This is a genomic window from Streptomyces graminilatus (assembly GCF_001418565.1).
In the GTDB taxonomy this organism is placed as follows: Bacteria; Actinomycetota; Actinomycetes; order Streptomycetales; family Streptomycetaceae; genus Streptomyces; species Streptomyces graminilatus.
This window is the reverse complement of the sequence record NZ_LIQQ01000176.1, coordinates 1-16,565: the sequence shown is the minus strand read 5'-3', so window position 1 is coordinate 16,565 and position 16,565 is coordinate 1. Positions and strand designations below refer to the sequence as shown.

The following is a 16,565-nucleotide window of genomic DNA, read 5'->3' as shown; positions in this document are numbered from 1 at the left end:
CAAATAGGCGGGGGTGGCCATGGTTGCCGCTGGCGGGGGGTCGGACAAGAGCGGGGCGATGTTTTTCTCGCCCCGGGCGACCGCCAGTTCCCCGACCACCCTCGCCCTCTCCGCCTCCGCCCCACCCAACTGCTTCTGCCGTTGCAAAAGCTCCGCCCGCTTCCGCTGCGTATCCATCGCCCGCTGCTGCCGCTGCCCGGTGAGCCGCGCGCGCTCATCCGTGATCCGCTGCTGCAACGCGGACTTCTTCTGTAGCGCCTCGGCCTCCGCCTGCTTGATCTCCGCCTTGTGCGTCCGCCGCAGCGCGGCGATGTCCGCCTTGATCTGCGCCTTGGTCGCCGCCGGCACCATCGTGGGCGCGGACGCCCTGGCCCGGCGTTCCAGGCCCTGCCGCCAGTCGCTGAGGGCGGTGGCCCGGGCCTCGCCGATGCCGGGCACCCGTATCCGCTGGCCACCGGGACGCACCAGGAACACGACCGACGAGTTGTGCGCGAAGTCCACGCCGATGAAGTCCGCCGCGGTACGGATACCCGCGTCCTGGAGCGCCCGCACCATCTTGATACCCATGTTGCTGAGCGACCGCGCGTCCTCGATCGACGTCCCGCGCAGCTTGTCCTGGACGTGCGCCCGGATCGCGGGTTCCAGCGCCTTCTCGATCCTGCGCTTCTCCTTCGCCGCCAGCCCGGCCAGCTGCTGCTGCGCCTGGTCCGTACGCCGGTTGAGGTCCATGGTGATACGGGCCTGGCCGTCGCGCAGTTCGAGCTGGAGGGCCTGGATACGCTGGTCGGAGGCCGTGTTGTCCTTGGCCAGGGCGTCGTCGAGGAGGCGGATCTCCTTCTCCAGTCGCTGATGGGCGCTCGCCGGGTCGGCCAGCTCACGGGAGCGCCGCTTCAGCTCGCGCACCCGCTTCCGCGCCGCCCGGTACTCGGGACGCCTGCGCCGCCCGAACCCGACCAGCGCGGCGGAGGCGAGCAGGGCCACGCCCTGGGCCGCGGGCAGGACGTCCACCGGCTGGGCCGAGGCGAGGACCAGGGCGCCCGGCACGGACGTACTGAGCAACGCGCCGAGCCCCGCGACCAGATCACCGGCACCACGCCCACCGAAGCCCGGGAGCGCGGCGGCCGGCTGCCGCGCCGGACCCTGTGCGGCACCCGGCGCGACGGTGGACGCGGAGGACGCCACGCGTCCCGCCATCCAGGCCGGCACCCCGGACGCGGAGGCCCCGGACGCGGCGGGCGTCCAGGACGTGACCGTAGGCCGAACACCGCCCAGGCCACCCGCGCCCCCGTAACCCCCGTAGCCCCCAGAACCCGAGGTCGGCGCCGACGCAGTTGTCGCTTTCGGCGCCGATGTCGATGTCGACGCCGTCCGCTGCGCCGGAAGCCGTACCGCCTCGGCTGTCAGGGGCGGCAAGGCCGACGCCGGTCTGCCGAGGAAGCCCTTGACCCGTCCGGCGACCTCCCGTACCCGCTTGTCCGGATGGCTGAGCAGGACCGGCCAGGCCAGTGAGGTCGCCGGTTCCTGGAAGTCCGCCTCGGAGAGGATCAGGAACTCGCCGTTCCTGTCGTGGAGTTGGGTCCACAGGCCGGGATCCGTGGCGACGGCGAGCAGGGCCAGTTCGATGGTCCAGGCGGAGAAGCGGTCCATGGCGGGGCCGAAGTCGGCGGCCGTGCGGGACGGCGACTGGTAGTTGCGGTGACCGTTCTCGGTGGCCTGCTCGCCGCGCAGCGCGGGGACGTACATGCCGTCGTAGTCGACGAGGCGGAGGGTCGCGTCGGCGGCGACGAGAAGGTTGCCGTGCTGAAGGTCGCCGTGGGCGATGCCGTTGCGCTCCAGGTCGGCGGTCATGGCCAGGAACCGCTCGGCGAGCGTGTGCAGCGCGGCCGGGTCGTGGAGGTTGCGTTCGATCCAGTTGATGAGGCCGACGCCCTGGACCCAGGTCATCTTGACCGCCGGGTACCACTCCCGGCCGACCAGCACGCCCTGTTCGAGGAAGTCGAACCCCACCGGCCACGGCTGGGACAGGCCACTCCCACTGACCCCGCCGAGCGCCGAACTGATCGCGGAGTAGCGCTTGGCGAGCGTCGGGCTGTCCCGGGTGAAGCACTTCAGCGCGTACCGCTGCCCGTCCGTCGCCGTGACGGAGAAGACGCTGGCGAAATTGCCGGAGATCGCCTTCGGACCGAGCACCGGGCTCTGTTGAACGGCGCCGTGCTTCAAGTCCGGGTCCTTGAAGCACAGTTCGGGGTGCTGCAACGCCTCGGCGTAGTTGGCTCCGGTCGGAAACCTCCTGGCCGCCGGACCGCTGCCGTGACCACGACCGGGGCGACCACCGCGGGACACCGCCATCTACGCCTCCCCCCTCACTGCCGCTGTCGTACGGAAGACCGTCAAACCCTCGCCCGTACGAGCGTCACGTCGTCGTTGCGCATCCGGGCGCGCCCTCGCTGGTCGTCCACCCACTCGGCGAAGTCCTGCCGGTCGAACGCGCCGAAGGCCGGGAGCGCCGCGGACCCGCCGCCCTCCCCCGGAGTCAGCAACCAAGCCGCCAACGCGTCGGTGGCCAACAGGAGTTCGTCCCCCTCCATCAGCTCCCCATGAGCCACCCGCAACCGCTCCGCCACCAGCCGCGCATCGTGGTTGCGGCTGCCCAGCAGTTGAGGCGTGATCCCGAACTCCTCGACCGTACGCACCGGAAAGGAGTCGAGGAGCCGTCCGTCGCGGAGTTGGAAGAGGCAGGTGTCGCCGAGGGCGAAGGCGTGCCAGGACCAGCGGGTCGTGCCGTCCTCCAGGACGGTGGCCCGGATCTCCGCCCCCAGCACGGTGGCGAACGCCCCTTTTTCCAGGCCAGGTTGCTCGTACCAGGCGATGGGCCTGCCCTGGGCGGCGCGCTCGGCCTGGTAGCGGGCGAGGAAGGCGTCCCAGTGCAGTGCGGCGCGCTCCATCAAGTCCCGGACGAACGTGCCGAGTTCCTCCCACCAGTCACCGGCCAGCCGCATGGACTCGACGGCGTCGGCGGTGAGGAGCATGGCCCAGTCGCGGGCGAGCAGGCTCTCCGAGGCGCCGTCGGACACCGAGGCATACAGCGAGGCGACGGCCCGTCCGGCGCTGTCGACGCCCGCCTCGTCGGACTGCCAGCAGTACGCGGCGTCCTCGCACTCCCGTTCGCTGCTGCCCGACTTCTGCGTCCACAACCACTGCGCGCGCGGCAGCGCCGGGATGTCCCCCATGGTCAGCGCAGCTCCGTCGCACGGGTGCCGATGTCGAGGAACTCCACGATGGAGACGATGTCCGCGTTGTAGACGAAGCCCCGGGTCGTGTCGCTGACGCGGTGGCCCTGGGAGGCGGCGTACGAACGCATGTGGCCCGGCAGGACGCTGGACATCTGGAACAGCAACTTCGCGTACGTGTCCGGCAGTTGCTCCTCGCTGTCCGGGAAGGTGATGGGGGCACCGCCGCTGCCGGAGACGTGCAGGTTGAACAGGAGCACCGGGCCGTCGGCGGTGGCGTGCGAGGCCAGGCCGATGGCGGCGCTGGTCGGGTCGCCATCGGTGGACTCGCCGTCGGTGAGGTTGAGGACGATGGGCGGGAAGCCGCCGGGGTGCATGTCGACCCAGTGCCCGACCAGGGTGTTCGCGTAGCCGAGGGCGCGGGTCATGGGCGTACCGCCGTTGGTGACCGGGTCCATCCACACCGGGAACTGCACGGTCGTCTCGACGAGCCCGCCGGCGCCGTCCGACACCTTCTTGGTGCGACTCTCCACCCGCGCCGGGTTGTTGGCGACCTCACTGAGCGGCACGAGGTCGCGGCCGGCGAGGACGCCCTGGTAGGCGGAGCCGACGCGATTGTGGCCGTAGCCGATCACGGCGACGTGGAAGTAGTCGCGTACGCCTTCCTCCTTGGCGCACTTGACCGACAGTTCCGTCAGCAGCCGGTTGATGGCGTTGGACACGACCTCGGCCCGCGACTGTGCCGTGCCACCACCTTCACCGCTCTCCATGGGATCGCTCATGGAGGCGGACTGGTCCACGAGGAAGATGAAGCATCCCGGGTTGGTCCGGCTGATCTCTGCGGTGTACGGCAACGGACGTCCCCCGTTTGTCCCTGTGCGGTCGGTCGCCAGAGGGGACTGTCGTGTCCGGCGGCGCGTCTTCACCGTCCGACCACTTGGCCCCCCAAGGGAATTCACGTTACCGGATGACCAGCCGTTCTACGTGGGAGTACGGGGAACTGCGGGGGACTACGGGGGACTACGCGGAACTAGGGGGGACTACGGGGGAATCCCCCGATACGCGTCCTGGGCACCGCTGATGACGCTCAGTCAGACAGTCACCCTCCCGGATTCCACAGCCCTTCCGGTGTCAGCCCCAGCAGCTCGATCGCGTTGCCCCGTACGATCCGCTCCACGACCTCGGGGTCCAGATGCCCCATCTGCCGCTCGCCGACCTCCCTCGATCCGGGCCAAGTCGAGTCGGAGTGGGGGTAGTCGGTCTCGTAGAGGACATTGCCGACGCCGATCGAGTCGAGGTTGCGCAGCCCGAACGCGTCGTCGAAGAAGCAGCCGTAGACATGCTCGGCGAACAGCTCGGACGGCGGCCGGTGGACCTTGTCGGCGACCCCGCCCCAGCCCCGGTTCTCCTCCCAGACCACGTCCGCGCGCTCCAGGATGTAGGGGATCCAGCCGATCTGGCCCTCCGCGTACATGATCTTCAACTGGGGGAAGCGTTCGAACTTGCCGCTCATCAGCCAGTCGACCATCGAGAAGCAGCAGTTGGCGAAGGTGATCGTGGAGCCGACGGCGGGCGGGGCGTCGGCGGAGGTGGACGGCATCCGGCTCGACGAGCCGATGTGCATCGCGATGACGGTCCCTGTTTCGGCGCAGGCCGCGAGGAAGGGGTCCCAGTCGTCGCCGTGGACCGAGGGCAGGCCGAGGTGCGGGGGGATCTCGGAGAAGGCGACCGCCCGTACCCCCCGGGCCGCGTTGCGCCGGACCTCGGCAGCCGCCAACTCCGCGTCCCAGAGCGGGATGAGGGTGAGCGGAATGAGACGGCCCTTCGCCGCCGGGCCGCACCACTCCTCCACCATCCAGTCGTTGTACGCGCGTACGCCGAGGAGTCCGAGTTCGTGGTCCTCGGCCTCGGTGAAGGTCTGGCCGCAGAAGCGCGGGAAGGTCGGGAAGCAGACGGCGGACTGGACGTGGTTGATGTCCATGTCGGCCAGTCGCTGCGGGACGTCGTACGAACCCGGGCGCATCTGCTCGTAGGTGATGACTTCGAGCTTGATCTCGTCCCGGCTGTAGCCGACGGCGGTGTCGAGGCGGGTGAGGGGGCGGCGCAGGTTCTCGTAGACCCACCAGTCGCCGATCGGGCCGTCGTCGCCGGGTTCGCCCATGACGGGCTTGAACCGGCCGCCGAGGAACGACATCGACTTCAGCGGCGCCCGGACTATGCGCGGGCCGATGTCCAGATACTTCTTCGGCAGCCGGTCCTGCCAGACATTGGGCGGCTCCACCGTGTGGTCGTCCACCGAGATGATCTTCGGGAAGGTGTCGGTCTTCTCCACACCCTCCGCCGCGCTCTCCACAGTCGTCTCCACAGAGTCCATACGGGGCACGGTAGCGCCGATCTGACGAACCGTCAGCTATACGTCGCGACCCCCTTTCCGCCCCGGATCCGTGGAACGCTGTGCAAAGAGACTGTGAGGACCGTGTAATACCTCGTGTGCCGGGCTGTGATCGCTGTCTCCAGAGCTGACGCACATGCCATGGACAAGGCAAACTGCTTGTCTGGTCATGATGTTCGGCAGGGAGCGGTGATGGGTGACATACCGGCTGTACCGCGGGTGCCGGCACAGCGGGATGCCAGGGACGCGTCGGTGAGCCATCCGGTGGACTCCTCGGCCGATTCCCCGGCGGCGCTGCGCTTCAGCGTGCTCGGGCCGGTACGGGCCTGGCGCGACGACGAACCGCTCCCCACCGGGTCCCCGCAGCAACGGGCCCTGCTGGCCGCACTCCTGCTGCGTGACGGCCGTACGGCGACCGCGGCCGAGCTGATCGACGCGCTGTGGGGCGACGAGCCGCCGTCGCAGGCACTGGCGGCGGTACGGACGTACGCGTCACGGCTGCGCAAGGTGCTGGGCTCCGGGGTGCTGGTCAGCGAGTCGGGCGGGTACGCGATCCGTTCGCTCGCGGAGGGCGCCCTTGACCTGGCGGTGGCGCAGGACCTGGCCACGGAGGCGGAGAAGTCCCGGAGCGCCGGGGATCTGCGGCACGCCAGGAGCGTCCTCAACGAGGCGCTGGACCTGTGGGACGGCAGGCCGCTGGCGAGCGTCCCGGGCCCGTACGCGGACGCGCAGCGCGTCCGGTTGGAGGAGTGGCTGCTCCAACTCCTCGAATCCCGCCTCGACATGGACCTCGGACAGGGCTGCCACGCGGAGGCCGTCAGCGAGTTGACCGCCCTCACCGCCGAGCATCCCCTGCGTGAGCGACTGCGCGAGCTGCTGATGCTGGCGCTGTACCGCAGCGGCCGGCAGGCGGAGGCACTCGCGGTGTACGCGGACACCCGCCGCCTCCTCGCCGACGAACTCGGCGTCGATCCCCGCCCCGGCCTGCGGGAGTTGCAGCAGCGCATCCTCAAGGCCGACCCGGGACTCGCCGCCCCCTCCGCCCCGCTCGCGCCGGAACACACTCCCGCGCCCGTCCGTCCGGCCCAACTCCCGGCCACGGTCCAGGACTTCACGGGCCGCGCGGCGTTCGTGACCGAGCTGAGCAAGGTCCTGTCGTCCGCGTCGTCGGCGTCCTCGGCGCAGGGCCGGGTGATGGCGGTGTCGGCGCTGGCGGGCATCGGCGGCGTGGGCAAGACGACCCTCGCCGTCCATGTGGCCCACCAGGCCCGGTCAGCCTTCCCCGACGGGCAGTTGTACGTCGACCTCCAGGGCGCCGGAACACGGGCGGCCGAGCCGGAGACGGTCCTCGGCGCGTTCCTGCGTGCCCTCGGCACGGCCGACTCGGCGATCCCGGACTCGCTGGAGGAACGCGCGGCTCTGTACCGCTCGGTGCTGGACGGCCGCCGGGTCCTGGTCCTGCTGGACAACGCCCGTGACGCCGCGCAGGTACGTCCGCTGCTGCCGGGCACGGAGGGCTGCGCGGCCCTGGTCACCTCCCGGGTACGGATGGTGGACCTGGCCGGGGCGCACCTCGTCGACCTGGACGTCATGTCCCCCGAGGAAGCACTCCAGTTGTTCACGAAGATCGTGGGCGAGGAGCGGGTGGCCGCCGAACGCAAGGCCGCCCTGGACGTGGTCGCGGCCTGCGGTTTCCTGCCGCTGGCGATCAGGATCGCGGCGTCCAGGCTGTCGGCGCGCCGAACGTGGACGGTGTCCGTCCTCGCGGAGAAGCTGGGCGACGAACGCCGCCGCCTGGACGAACTCCAGGCCGGCGACCTCGCCGTCAAGGCCACCTTCGAACTCGGCTACGGCGCCCTGGATCCCCAACAGGCCCGCGCGTTCCGCCTGTTGGGCCTGGCGGACGGCCCGGATGTCTCCCTCGCGGCGGCGGCGGCCGTACTGGCCCTGCCGGTCGAAGAGGCGGAGGAGGTGTTGGAGTCCCTGGTCGACACGTCACTCCTGGAGTCGGCGGCGCCTGGCCGCTACCGCTACCACGACCTCGTACGCCTCTACGCGCGTTCGTGCGCCGAACGGGACGAACACCCGCCGGGCGAACGGGCGTCGGCCATGTCCCGCCTCCTCGACTTCTACCTCGCGACGGTCGCCGCGACCTACCGGATCCAGCGCCCCGAGGACAAGCTCGTCGACCACCTGGAACACGCGGAGTACCCCGGGCTGACGTTCGCCGACAGCCACGCCGCGCAGGACTGGGTGCACGCGGAAGCGGTGTGCGTACTGGCCTGCGTAAGGCAGTCCGCGTCCCACCCGGACACCCTGCGCCGCGCGGCCGACGTGCTGTGGGCGGCGGTCGAGCTGGCCGAGTCCGGCACCAACTCCAAGGAGTACGAGGCGGTCGCGGCGATCGTGCGTGACGCGGCCCGGGACGCGGGTTGCCGACGCACGGAGGCCCGCGCCCTGACGACACTCGCCTTCGTGCACCACGTCTCCGGGAGCCTCTTCGACACGGCCGTCCAGGAGTCGGAGCGGGCAACGGAGTTGGCGCTCGCCGCCGACGACCAGTACACCGCCTGCTGGTCGTCCAACATCAGCGGCGTCGTGGCGCTCTACCAGAACCGGCACGACGCGGGCGAGGCCCACTTCACCCGCGCCATCGAGAACTACCGTGCCTGCGCGGACCGTCCGGGCGAGGCGAGCGCCCTGTGCAACCTGTCCCGCATCCACCTCGCCACGGGCCGCACCAACAGCGCGGTCGCCCTCGCCCAGATGGGCACGGCGATGTACGACACGATGGGCCACACGGTACGAGGGGCCAACGGCCGCTACGCACTGGGCCTGGCACTCACGCAGAGCGGCCAGTTGACGGAGGCCGCCGGCCATCTCGACGAGGCCCTGCGGGTGTTCCGGGACAGCCGCCAGCGTCTGTGGGAGGGCATGACCCTGTTCCGCCTCGCCGAGGTCGATCTGGCGGCGACCCGCTCGGCCCGCGCGGCGGCCAACGCCGAACAGGCGCTGACGGTACTGCGCGGCATCGGCGGGGAGTGGCGGCGCGGCAACGTCCTCACGGTGCTGGGCCGCGCCCTGCACGGCATCGGCCAGCTGGACCGCGCCCAGGTGTGCTGGCAGGACGCGCTGACCATCTTCGAGTCGCTGCGGGCACCGGAGGCGGACGCGGTACGGGTGCTGCTGGGGCGGGCGTCGCACACGAACTGCTGAGGGGCCCGGGCGGGGCGCGGCCAGAGACAAGGAGGCCTCCCGGGCGGGAGCTGAACGGGACGTTCATCGTTCGTTTATCGCCGTCCGGCAGGCTCGTCCCTGTCGAGCCGTCGCGTCGGGGGGCAGGCGGAACGACAGGGGGCCGGACCTTCTAAGGTGAACCGGCCCAGAGGGCCCGCCCCGCAGTCCGCGGGGGAGTCGCGGGGCGGGCCCGCAGTACACCGGTCACCAACAGGGGAGACAGCGATGAGCGACGAGACGAAGCCAAGGCCGAAGCCGACGACAAAGCCGACCGACGTCCACGCGACGAGCCAGCCGGCCACCGCCACCACCCTGGGCGATGTCCACGCGACGACCGAACCGGCCAAGAAGACCAAGGCCACGGCGACGATCCTGGGCGACGTCCACGCCACGACGGAACCGGCCACCATCAAGCCGAACGACGTCCACGCAACGAACGAACCGGCCTGACCAACCGGTTCACCAGGCTCGACGGCTCGTCGGCTCGCCGACTTCAACAGACGAACACCTGCACACGGGGAACGACCGCGGTGGCGCGGAGGGGGAGCCACCGCGGTCGTGGTGTGTCCGGGGACAGGGCCGGCCTGCCCTTCTCCTCCACCCATGCCACCAGCGCCCCAAGCCGCTCCCGCTCCCGCTCCCGCTCCCGCTCCCGGCAACGCTCCATGGCCAGCGGGAATCCGGCACCCGCCAACTCGCACCACACCGTCTTGCCCAAGGCCTCGACCTCGACGCCCCACCGAACGGCGAGAGCACCCACCAGAGCCAGCCCACGCCCCGACTCACCGTCCCCGGCGGCGCTGAGCAGCACGGGAAGCGCTCGCGGGTCGGGATCACGCACCTCCACCCGGACACGAACGGCGTCCACACACGCCACCCGTACGGATACGGGCGTCCCCTCCCCCACATGCCGGATGACGTTGCCGACCAACTCGGTCACGCACAACTGGATGTCCGCCTCCACACCCCCGTACGCCGCCCCGCCGAACCACTCCCGGATCGCGCGCCGCAGCTCCGGCACGGTCTTGGCGACGGCCACCAGTTCGGCACGGAAATCGGTCACCGTCGACGTCACCGCTCGACCGCGTTCCTCAGCACGGCGGCCAGCTTCAGCGCGGTGTCCGCGTTGCAGCCGCCGAGCGCGACAAGCCCTCGCGTCGGCTCGTACCTGCCCGCGAAGCCCGGCAGATCGACCCGCAGGGACGGCAAGGTGATGCCGTGCGCACCGAGGGCGGCACGGAGTTCCTCGACGCAAAGGGTGACGTCGTAGTTACTCGGGTTCGACTGCGTCGGCCGCGTCGACTCCATCTGGGGACCTCCCTGGTCGGCACACATTCCAGTGCGCTCTGTGACGATTCCCTCACAGAGTGACGTGACGGTGCGTACCGTGGAAGGGATTCAGGTTGCACAGCGCAACTGAAAAGAGAGGGTGATGAGTTGTGCCCGTACGCAAGGATCCCGACGCGTCAGCGAACGTCCCGGCCTTCTACGGCGCGGAGTTGCGCTACCGAAGGGAACAGGCGGGCCTCACCCTGGAACAGTTGGTCGAGGGAAGCTGGCGCAGCATCTCGTTCCTGAGCCAGGTCGAACGCGGCGAACGCCGAATGACGGACGACCTGGCCAAACACGTCGACCTCAAGCTGGGCACGGACGGCTTTTTCATGCGGCGCTGTGAAGACGCGCGCAGGGCTAAACAGTCGGGGCATGCGGAGTACTTCGCGGATGTCGTGGAGATGGAGCAGGGCGCGGACACGATCGAGGAGTGGGCGCCGATGCTCGTGCCCGGCCTGCTCCAGACCGGGGAGTACGCCAAGAAGGTCATCGAGACAGGGATGCCCTGGCTACGCCCGGACACGGTCGAGAAGCAGGTCAAGGCTCGGGGGGAACGCGCCAAGCTTTGGACACGCGAGGAGCCTCCCGCGTTCTGGGCCATCCTCCACGAATCACTGATCCGTGAACCGATCCTGCCGCCCAAGGAGATGGCGGAGCAACTGGAGCACATCGCTCACGTGATCCGCTCCACGCAGGGCATTCTGCAGATCCTGCCGAAAACGACCGTTGCTCACCCGCTCATGATGGGCATGATCAAACTGATGACCTTCCCGGACGCTCCCCCGATCGTCTACACCGAGGGACTGCACAGCGGCCAACTGATCGACTATCCAGCCCTCGTGAGCAACTACCGCAGGTCGTACGATCTGCTCAGGGCCGCGGCACTCCCACCGGAAGCGTCCCTGTCCATGATCGAGCAAGCGGCAGAGGACTACCGAAATGGCAAGCATCCAGCGTGACTTGAGCACCGCAGTGTGGCGCAAGAGCAGCTACAGCAATGCCAGCGGCGGGGACTGCGTCGAACTCGCCGGCGCCTTCCCCGGAGCAGCCCTGTGGCGCAAGAGCAGCCACAGCAATGGCACCGGCGGAGAGTGCGTCGAGGTGTCCTCCGCCCCCGGAGTCATCCCCGTACGCGACTCCAAAACCGCCCCCCACAACGGCCCCGTCCTCCTCTTCCAGGCCGGGGCCTGGGCAGCCTTCCTCACCGAGGTGAAGGGCTGAACCTCGGCCCCGGCAACCACCGGGCCATGCCGCACATGTCACGCACCGCCCGCCTGACCGCCCACGGTGCCGCAGCCACCGACCTGGCTCTGTACAGCGACCGCGCGCTGTCCGAACTCGTCGACGCGGCCGTGCCGTTGGGCTCCGGCATCGGCGGGAAGTCGGCGCTGCTGGAGATCGGCGGAACCCCGGTCTTCGTCAAGCGGGTGCCGCTCACCGATCCGGAGAGGTCGCCGGAGAACGTACGGTCGACGGCGAACCTCTTCGGCCTCCCGATGTTCTGCCAGTACGGGATCGGCGGTCCGGGCTTCGGCGCCTGGCGGGAACTCGCCGTACACACCATGACGACGAACTGGGTGCTCACGGGGGATCACGACGGCTTCCCCCTGATGTACCACTGGCGGGTGCTGCCGGACTCGACACCGCTCCCCGCCGAACTGGCCGACGTGGAACGGGCGGTCGCCTACTGGGGAGGGGGACCGCAGGTACGCCGCCGGATCGAGGCCCTCCAGCAGTCCTCGGCGAGCCTGGCCCTGTTCCTGGAGTACATCCCGCAGAACCTGCACCAGTGGCTCGGCGAACAACTGCACGCGGGCGACGAAACGGCGGACCGGGCCTGCGCGATGGTGGAGCGGAACCTGGCGGCGGGCACCTCGTTCATGAACAGCCGAGGGCTCCTGCACTTCGACGCCCACTTCGAGAACATCCTGACCGATGGCCGGCGCCTCTACTTCGCCGACTACGGCCTCGCCCTGTCCTCCCGGTTCGAACTGTCCCCGGAGGAGGCCGACTTCTTCGACCGCCATCAGACGTACGACCGCTGCTACACCATGTCGTACCTGGTGTACTGGCTGGTCACCGCCCTGTACGGACATGATCGGGAGGACCGCTACGCGCTGGTGCGCGCCTACGCGGACGGCAAACACCCGACAGGTACCCCCGTAGGAACCACCGAGGCCATCCCGCAGCAAGCGGCAGCAATCATCACCCGACACGCGCCGCTCGCCCTGGCTATGTGGGACTTCCTCGACGAACTCCGGCACCGGACCAGAAGCACCCCATACCCCCTGGAGAATCCAGCCGCGTTGTGCGGCTACCCCATGGAGGATTCATCTCCTCCGCCCTGGGCACGCTGACCGTCCTCGTCGTGGCCTTGGTCATGGCCATTGGCCCCACAGCCGCCAAACCGGAGGATCAGTGACCAGGAGTATGTCCGATCACGGCACCGTGGCGCGGCAGAACCGCGTCACGGTGCCGTCCCCGGGGTGCCTGGTCGCCGTCATGGCACCGATCCTCGCGGTTCTGCTGGTGGCCTTGGTCCTCATGGTCATGCACTACCGCCAGGAGAGTGCGAATGACCGAAACGAGAAGGAGGCCCTGGCCAGGACTGTCACCCAGGCCCGGTCCTACACGCATGACGTGGTGGCGGAGGCATCTGGTGACTATCCCGGGCAGGAAGCCGTGCGTGGCATCGCCGAACGGCACGACGGGAGGCTCATCGCCTACGCGCGCTCGGGCGGTTCGCTGACCAACACCGTCCGCTTCTTCGCGGAGTTCGAGGACACCAGCATGTTCGGGGTCTCCCACTCCCGGGCCCATCGCTGCTATTCCTTCGAGTTTCGGCTGGACGCCGAGCGCGGGCTGCGGGAGAGGACAACTCCGCTTGATAAGTGCGACGCCGCCTGATCTGACATGGATCAGCTCCATAGTCGTCGGCGCGACAACAACGAGGACTTGCGGTGCGAGGCCCGACAACCGCGTGCCTGGGGTCGAGGCACGAAGACATTGCACGACTGGTTGATCAGGCCGCCGAGTGACTCCCTTGACCGGAGCCGTGGGCAGGCTCCTGGCCGGCCTTGTCGACGATGCCGCTCTGGATGACAGCCGTGGAGGTCACCGGCGTACCGGCCTTGCCCCAGGCGTTGTCCTCGACCAGTACGGTGCGTTCACCGAGCAGTTCTTTGGTGTCCTTGTCGAAGATCCACTCCAGGCGTTCACCGTCATGCTCCCGGGCGACCGCGACTCCGTGCCGACCTGCGGCGTCCACCGCGTCCTGAACGACGATCACTCCCGGGATCCGGGCCGCAGCGCGGAAGAGGGCGGCGCTGACGTCCGGCGGGGCGACAGAAGCCCGGAGCAGGTCGCCGATGGTGACAAAGCTCTCTTGGTCCGGCCCGGTGGTCGAGCCCGAGCCCGCCCCGTGATTCAGGTTCGCATCCCGGTAAATGGTCTTGAGGAGAGCACCTGGTTCAGTCGGAAGCCCTGCCAGAAAGCGGTACGTGGGCAGGTTCAGGCTGCCTTCCCCCGGCTCCCCCGTCGGCAGCCAGGAGGCGCTGCCACCCGGCTTCCGCTGCATCGTGCGACCGCTGCCGTCCACGGACGTCCACTGCTCGTAGCTCTCGTCCTGGCGCAGACGCTCCATCGATCCGTCCTTGCGTTCGGACAGCGCCATGGTGTGACCGGTCACCTTGACGTACGTGTACTGCCCAGAGCGAGGAACCGCACCTGGATCCGCCGCAGCCGCGAGCGCCGCCTGCTCCAGAAGCTGGATCGATGCCTTTGACGCGGGCGGTGTCTTGGAGGGTGGCTCGGTGGACGTGATGCTGAGCCCGGTCACGACGACCGCGACGCACGCCACGGCTGCGGAGGCGACAACCAACGCTGCACGCCGGCGTCGGCGGCCCCGTTGGGGCACAACCGATCTGGTCTGCTGGTCGATCTGCCGCAACAGGTTCTGCTTGTGCACGTGGAACAGTTCAGGTGCCGGTTCGGGATACGGGGAGGCAGGCAGCACCCTTGCCGCGTCCGCCCGCTCGGCCGTTTCGGACTTGTCGAGGTTCATCGCGTCTTCCTTCGGGTCGCAAGCGACTCTGCTGGACTGCTCACTGCCGCGTGTCGACTGGTGGGTGCCGGTCTCATGTCATCGGCCACTGGCCGCAGTTCCGCTTCGACCAACCGGCGCAGTTTGTTCCTGGCGCGCGACAGCCTTGAGCGGACCGTGCCCGTCGGTATGCCAAGAGCCTCAGCCGCCGCCGAGTAGTCCAGGCCCGACCAGACGACCAGGCTGAAGACCTCACGCTCGCTTCGCTTCAACCGGCTCAGTGCCGTGGCCGCCGCCGCGAGCCGTTCCGTGTCGGCCAACTGCCCGACCACCTCGTCCGCGATGTCGGGGAAAGAGTGGTGAGGCGGCAGCCGAGCCATGGCCTCTCGATGCCGTCGCGCCTTTCTCGCCCTGTTGCGCAGCACGTTCGTGGCAATACCCAGCAACCAAGGCCTGACGCTGACCACCTCGCCCCGCAACTTGTCACGTAACCGCCAGGCTTCCAGGAAGGTCAGTGACATCACATCCTCAGCGGCAGCCCAATCGCCCGTCGTACGTATGGCATGGGCGTAGACCACCCGCGCATGTTGATCGAAGATCTCGGCGAACGCCTCGCGCTCACCCGACCTCACCCGCTCGTTCAGCGAAGACTCCACACCCACAAGTGTCCGCAGAGCCTCGCCAGTTCCACTCCCGTCCGGACGAATGCCTCCGGTCCATCACCGGCGGCAGACCGGCCCGTTGGAAGGTGGAACATCGCAGGCTGCACCGCGACAGGGCGAAGTACCCGCGCATGACATTGAAGCTCCCCGGCAGGAGCCCCCATAAGAACCACCGGGGCCATCCAGCAACAGGTGGCAGCAATCATCACCCGACACGCACCGCTCGCCCCAGTGATGTGGGACTTTCTCGACGAACTCCGCCACCGGAACAGAAGCACCCCAACCCCGCTGGCGGAAATCCGTGCGAAGCCCCCTACACAGCCCAGGACTTGAGCACCTCGGCCACGCTACGAACCGTGCAGCTCTCCCTCTTCAGCTCGTTCGCGAGTGCGGAGACCCGCTGCTGGTCGAGCTTGACCGGAACACCTGAGGCGACGAGGTACGCGTGGGCGACCGCCACGGCCACCTTCAGATTCGACCGCTCCAGCCAGCGCATACGGCCGAGGGCGTGCGTGAGGGCCGCCGCCTTGGCGTAGGCCCCCTGGTAGACCTCCTGTCCGACAAGCACGGCCCGCTGCCGCTCGACGGCCGCGAGGGGAACGCCGTAGTCGCCGACGGCCAGATCACCGTGCCCCGCCCGCTGCGCAACCTGCAGAATCCACGCGAGGTCGACGTTGAGATTCACGTACGGGACTCCCCCCGCTCCCCTTCGATCTCGTCCAGGAGATCGCCGTACTCATCCAGCACTTCCTGCGCCGCCGCCATGAACACAGCACGCACATGCTCGTTGTCGTTCCGAATGAGCTGCTCGACGTACTCGTTGACCGGTATACGCCTGGTCGCCGCCGCCTGCCGGGCCATCTCGGCGGTGTCGTCGTCCATCCGGATGTTGATCTGCGTCTTGGCCATGACAGAAAGGTACCACCTGATACCAGGCGCGTGCCGATCCCCAAAGACCGACGTGACGCAACGTCAGCCCTTCTCGCCCGTGACCACTTTATGGCGATTTTAAATGATCTTACGTAAAGGCCTGACTAAAAAACCACCCACCCAGGTTTCGACACAGGGTCACGATCGGCAACCGCACCACCGAACAAATATCACCATTTGCACTGGTCTTCAGATGCACCCACCGCGGCCTCGACCGACTCCCCCGAGCCCCCTTTGCACCCACTTGACGATATGAGTGTCCGTTACACAAACCCGCGCGTGATCGATGTAAAGATCTGCTTCTCACAACCTTCACCAATGGAAAGATCACGGGGGATTGTCCGTGCGCAGCAGATCAAGGTTCGGCAGAACCGGCAGATCCAGAAGATCCATCCGACCGAGCGGCCCCCGCTGGTCCCGATCCCGAATATGTGCGATCGGAATGATCGTCGCCGCAGCCCTAGTCGTCGAGGCAGCGGTGACGGTCTCCGACACCGGGACGGCCGTCGCCCTGCCGGACAACGGCGCGTCGACGTCCGCGCCGGCATCGGAGGCCGCGAAGTACGGGCCGGCCGAGGCCAAGGACGTCACCTCTGCTCTGCTGATGGCCCGGTTGCAGAACCGGAGGATCGAGATCCTGCCGGAGCGGACGACGGACTCGACGACGTACGCGCTGCCCGACGGCAGCATGCAGACCGCCGCCTACGCGGGCCCCGTCCGGGTGAAGCAGGACGGTGACT

General features: G+C 68.8%; 16 protein-coding genes and 1 pseudogene. 7 read left to right on the top strand and 10 right to left on the bottom strand.

The genetic code is table 11. The features are described 5' to 3' along the window. From AOK08_RS16445 to AOK08_RS16430, 4 genes are all read right to left on the bottom strand, one after another. On the bottom strand, positions 1-2,349 hold a 2,349-nt coding region (locus tag AOK08_RS16445), incomplete at its 3' end, for a hypothetical protein (protein WP_157876696.1). Positions 2,350-2,390: 41 nt separating this feature from the next. Next, positions 2,391-3,230 (bottom strand): hypothetical protein, encoded by an 840-nt coding sequence (locus tag AOK08_RS16440; RefSeq protein ID WP_055526317.1) that lies wholly within the window; start codon positions 3,228-3,230, stop codon positions 2,391-2,393. A gap of 2 nt (positions 3,231-3,232) precedes the next feature. Beyond that, positions 3,233-4,084, bottom strand: coding sequence for a vWA domain-containing protein (locus AOK08_RS16435; protein ID WP_055526316.1), 852 nt, complete (start codon positions 4,082-4,084; stop codon positions 3,233-3,235). Between the two features lie 245 nt (positions 4,085-4,329). Then, positions 4,330-5,604, bottom strand: a complete 1,275-nt coding sequence (locus AOK08_RS16430) for an amidohydrolase family protein (protein WP_055526315.1) — start codon at positions 5,602-5,604, stop codon at positions 4,330-4,332. A gap of 210 nt (positions 5,605-5,814) precedes the next feature. On the opposite strand from AOK08_RS16430, the gene afsR reads away from it, so the two are divergent. Continuing rightward, entirely contained in the window at positions 5,815-8,838 is a 3,024-nt protein-coding gene (afsR, locus tag AOK08_RS16425; RefSeq protein WP_055526314.1) for an SARP-family global regulator AfsR, read from the top strand. A 246-nt stretch (positions 8,839-9,084) separates the two neighbouring features. Beyond that, on the top strand, positions 9,085-9,309 hold the full coding sequence (locus AOK08_RS16420) for a hypothetical protein (RefSeq protein ID WP_055526313.1): 225 nt from the start codon (positions 9,085-9,087) through the stop codon (positions 9,307-9,309). A 43-nt stretch (positions 9,310-9,352) separates the two neighbouring features. Here the strand turns inward: AOK08_RS16420 and AOK08_RS48705 are convergent, their stop codons facing one another. Both AOK08_RS48705 and AOK08_RS16410 read right to left on the bottom strand, forming a co-directional pair. Beyond that, on the bottom strand, positions 9,353-9,934 hold the full coding sequence (locus AOK08_RS48705; RefSeq protein ID WP_063794064.1) for an ATP-binding protein: 582 nt from the start codon (positions 9,932-9,934) through the stop codon (positions 9,353-9,355). Then, the gene (locus AOK08_RS16410; protein ID WP_055526312.1) at positions 9,931-10,167 is read right to left on the bottom strand and encodes a hypothetical protein; all 237 of its coding nucleotides are present in this window, start codon (positions 10,165-10,167) and stop codon (positions 9,931-9,933) included. The genes AOK08_RS48705 and AOK08_RS16410 overlap by 4 nt, the downstream gene beginning before the upstream one ends. 131 nt (positions 10,168-10,298) lie before the next feature. On the opposite strand from AOK08_RS16410, the gene AOK08_RS16405 reads away from it, so the two are divergent. From AOK08_RS16405 to AOK08_RS16390, 4 genes are all read left to right on the top strand, one after another. Then, positions 10,299-11,150 carry a helix-turn-helix domain-containing protein gene (locus AOK08_RS16405; RefSeq protein ID WP_055526311.1) on the top strand — a complete coding sequence of 284 codons (852 nt, stop codon included), beginning with the start codon at positions 10,299-10,301 and terminating at the stop codon, positions 11,148-11,150. Further along, positions 11,131-11,412 carry a DUF397 domain-containing protein gene (locus AOK08_RS16400; RefSeq protein WP_055526310.1) on the top strand — a complete coding sequence of 94 codons (282 nt, stop codon included), beginning with the start codon at positions 11,131-11,133 and terminating at the stop codon, positions 11,410-11,412. Before AOK08_RS16405 ends, AOK08_RS16400 begins: the two co-directional genes overlap by 20 nt. Positions 11,413-11,447: 35 nt before the next feature. Then, a complete protein-coding gene (locus tag AOK08_RS16395; protein WP_055526319.1) occupies positions 11,448-12,548 on the top strand; it encodes a protein kinase family protein in 1,101 nt (366 codons plus the stop codon). A gap of 73 nt (positions 12,549-12,621) precedes the next feature. Then, positions 12,622-13,098 (top strand): hypothetical protein, encoded by a 477-nt coding sequence (locus AOK08_RS16390; protein ID WP_055526309.1) that lies wholly within the window; start codon positions 12,622-12,624, stop codon positions 13,096-13,098. Between the two features lie 115 nt (positions 13,099-13,213). On the opposite strand, the gene AOK08_RS16385 is transcribed toward AOK08_RS16390, so the two are convergent. The 4 genes from AOK08_RS16385 to AOK08_RS16370 all read right to left on the bottom strand — a co-directional run bounded on the left by AOK08_RS16385 (position 13,214) and on the right by AOK08_RS16370 (position 15,804). Then, complete coding sequence (locus tag AOK08_RS16385) at positions 13,214-14,254, bottom strand: CU044_5270 family protein (protein ID WP_055526308.1); 1,041 nt, start codon at positions 14,252-14,254, stop codon at positions 13,214-13,216. After that, positions 14,251-14,895, bottom strand: coding sequence for an RNA polymerase sigma factor (locus AOK08_RS16380; RefSeq protein ID WP_079054062.1), 645 nt, complete (start codon positions 14,893-14,895; stop codon positions 14,251-14,253). The genes AOK08_RS16385 and AOK08_RS16380 overlap by 4 nt, the downstream gene beginning before the upstream one ends. Positions 14,896-15,208: 313 nt before the next feature. After that, positions 15,209-15,580, bottom strand: a complete 372-nt coding sequence (locus AOK08_RS16375; protein WP_055526307.1) for a hypothetical protein — start codon at positions 15,578-15,580, stop codon at positions 15,209-15,211. Continuing rightward, the gene (locus tag AOK08_RS16370) at positions 15,577-15,804 is read right to left on the bottom strand and encodes a hypothetical protein (protein ID WP_055526306.1); all 228 of its coding nucleotides are present in this window, start codon (positions 15,802-15,804) and stop codon (positions 15,577-15,579) included. The genes AOK08_RS16375 and AOK08_RS16370 overlap by 4 nt, the downstream gene beginning before the upstream one ends. A 463-nt stretch (positions 15,805-16,267) precedes the next feature. On the opposite strand from AOK08_RS16370, the pseudogene AOK08_RS16365 reads away from it, so the two are divergent. Then, positions 16,268-16,565: pseudogene (locus tag AOK08_RS16365) on the top strand (hypothetical protein); the annotation flags it as partial.

Coding starts and splice junctions, on each gene's coding strand:
- AOK08_RS16390 (WP_055526309.1), top strand. CDS start 12,622: ATGTCCGATCACGGCACCGTGGCGCGGCAGAACCGCGTCACGGTGCCG.
- AOK08_RS16420 (WP_055526313.1), top strand. CDS start 9,085: ATGAGCGACGAGACGAAGCCAAGGCCGAAGCCGACGACAAAGCCGACC.
- afsR (WP_055526314.1), top strand. CDS start 5,815: ATGGGTGACATACCGGCTGTACCGCGGGTGCCGGCACAGCGGGATGCC.
- AOK08_RS16400 (WP_055526310.1), top strand. CDS start 11,131: ATGGCAAGCATCCAGCGTGACTTGAGCACCGCAGTGTGGCGCAAGAGC.
- AOK08_RS16440 (WP_055526317.1), bottom strand. CDS start 3,230: ATGGGGGACATCCCGGCGCTGCCGCGCGCGCAGTGGTTGTGGACGCAG.
- AOK08_RS16395 (WP_055526319.1), top strand. CDS start 11,448: ATGTCACGCACCGCCCGCCTGACCGCCCACGGTGCCGCAGCCACCGAC.
- AOK08_RS16385 (WP_055526308.1), bottom strand. CDS start 14,254: ATGAACCTCGACAAGTCCGAAACGGCCGAGCGGGCGGACGCGGCAAGG.
- AOK08_RS16430 (WP_055526315.1), bottom strand. CDS start 5,604: ATGGACTCTGTGGAGACGACTGTGGAGAGCGCGGCGGAGGGTGTGGAG.
- AOK08_RS16370 (WP_055526306.1), bottom strand. CDS start 15,804: ATGGCCAAGACGCAGATCAACATCCGGATGGACGACGACACCGCCGAG.
- AOK08_RS16410 (WP_055526312.1), bottom strand. CDS start 10,167: ATGGAGTCGACGCGGCCGACGCAGTCGAACCCGAGTAACTACGACGTC.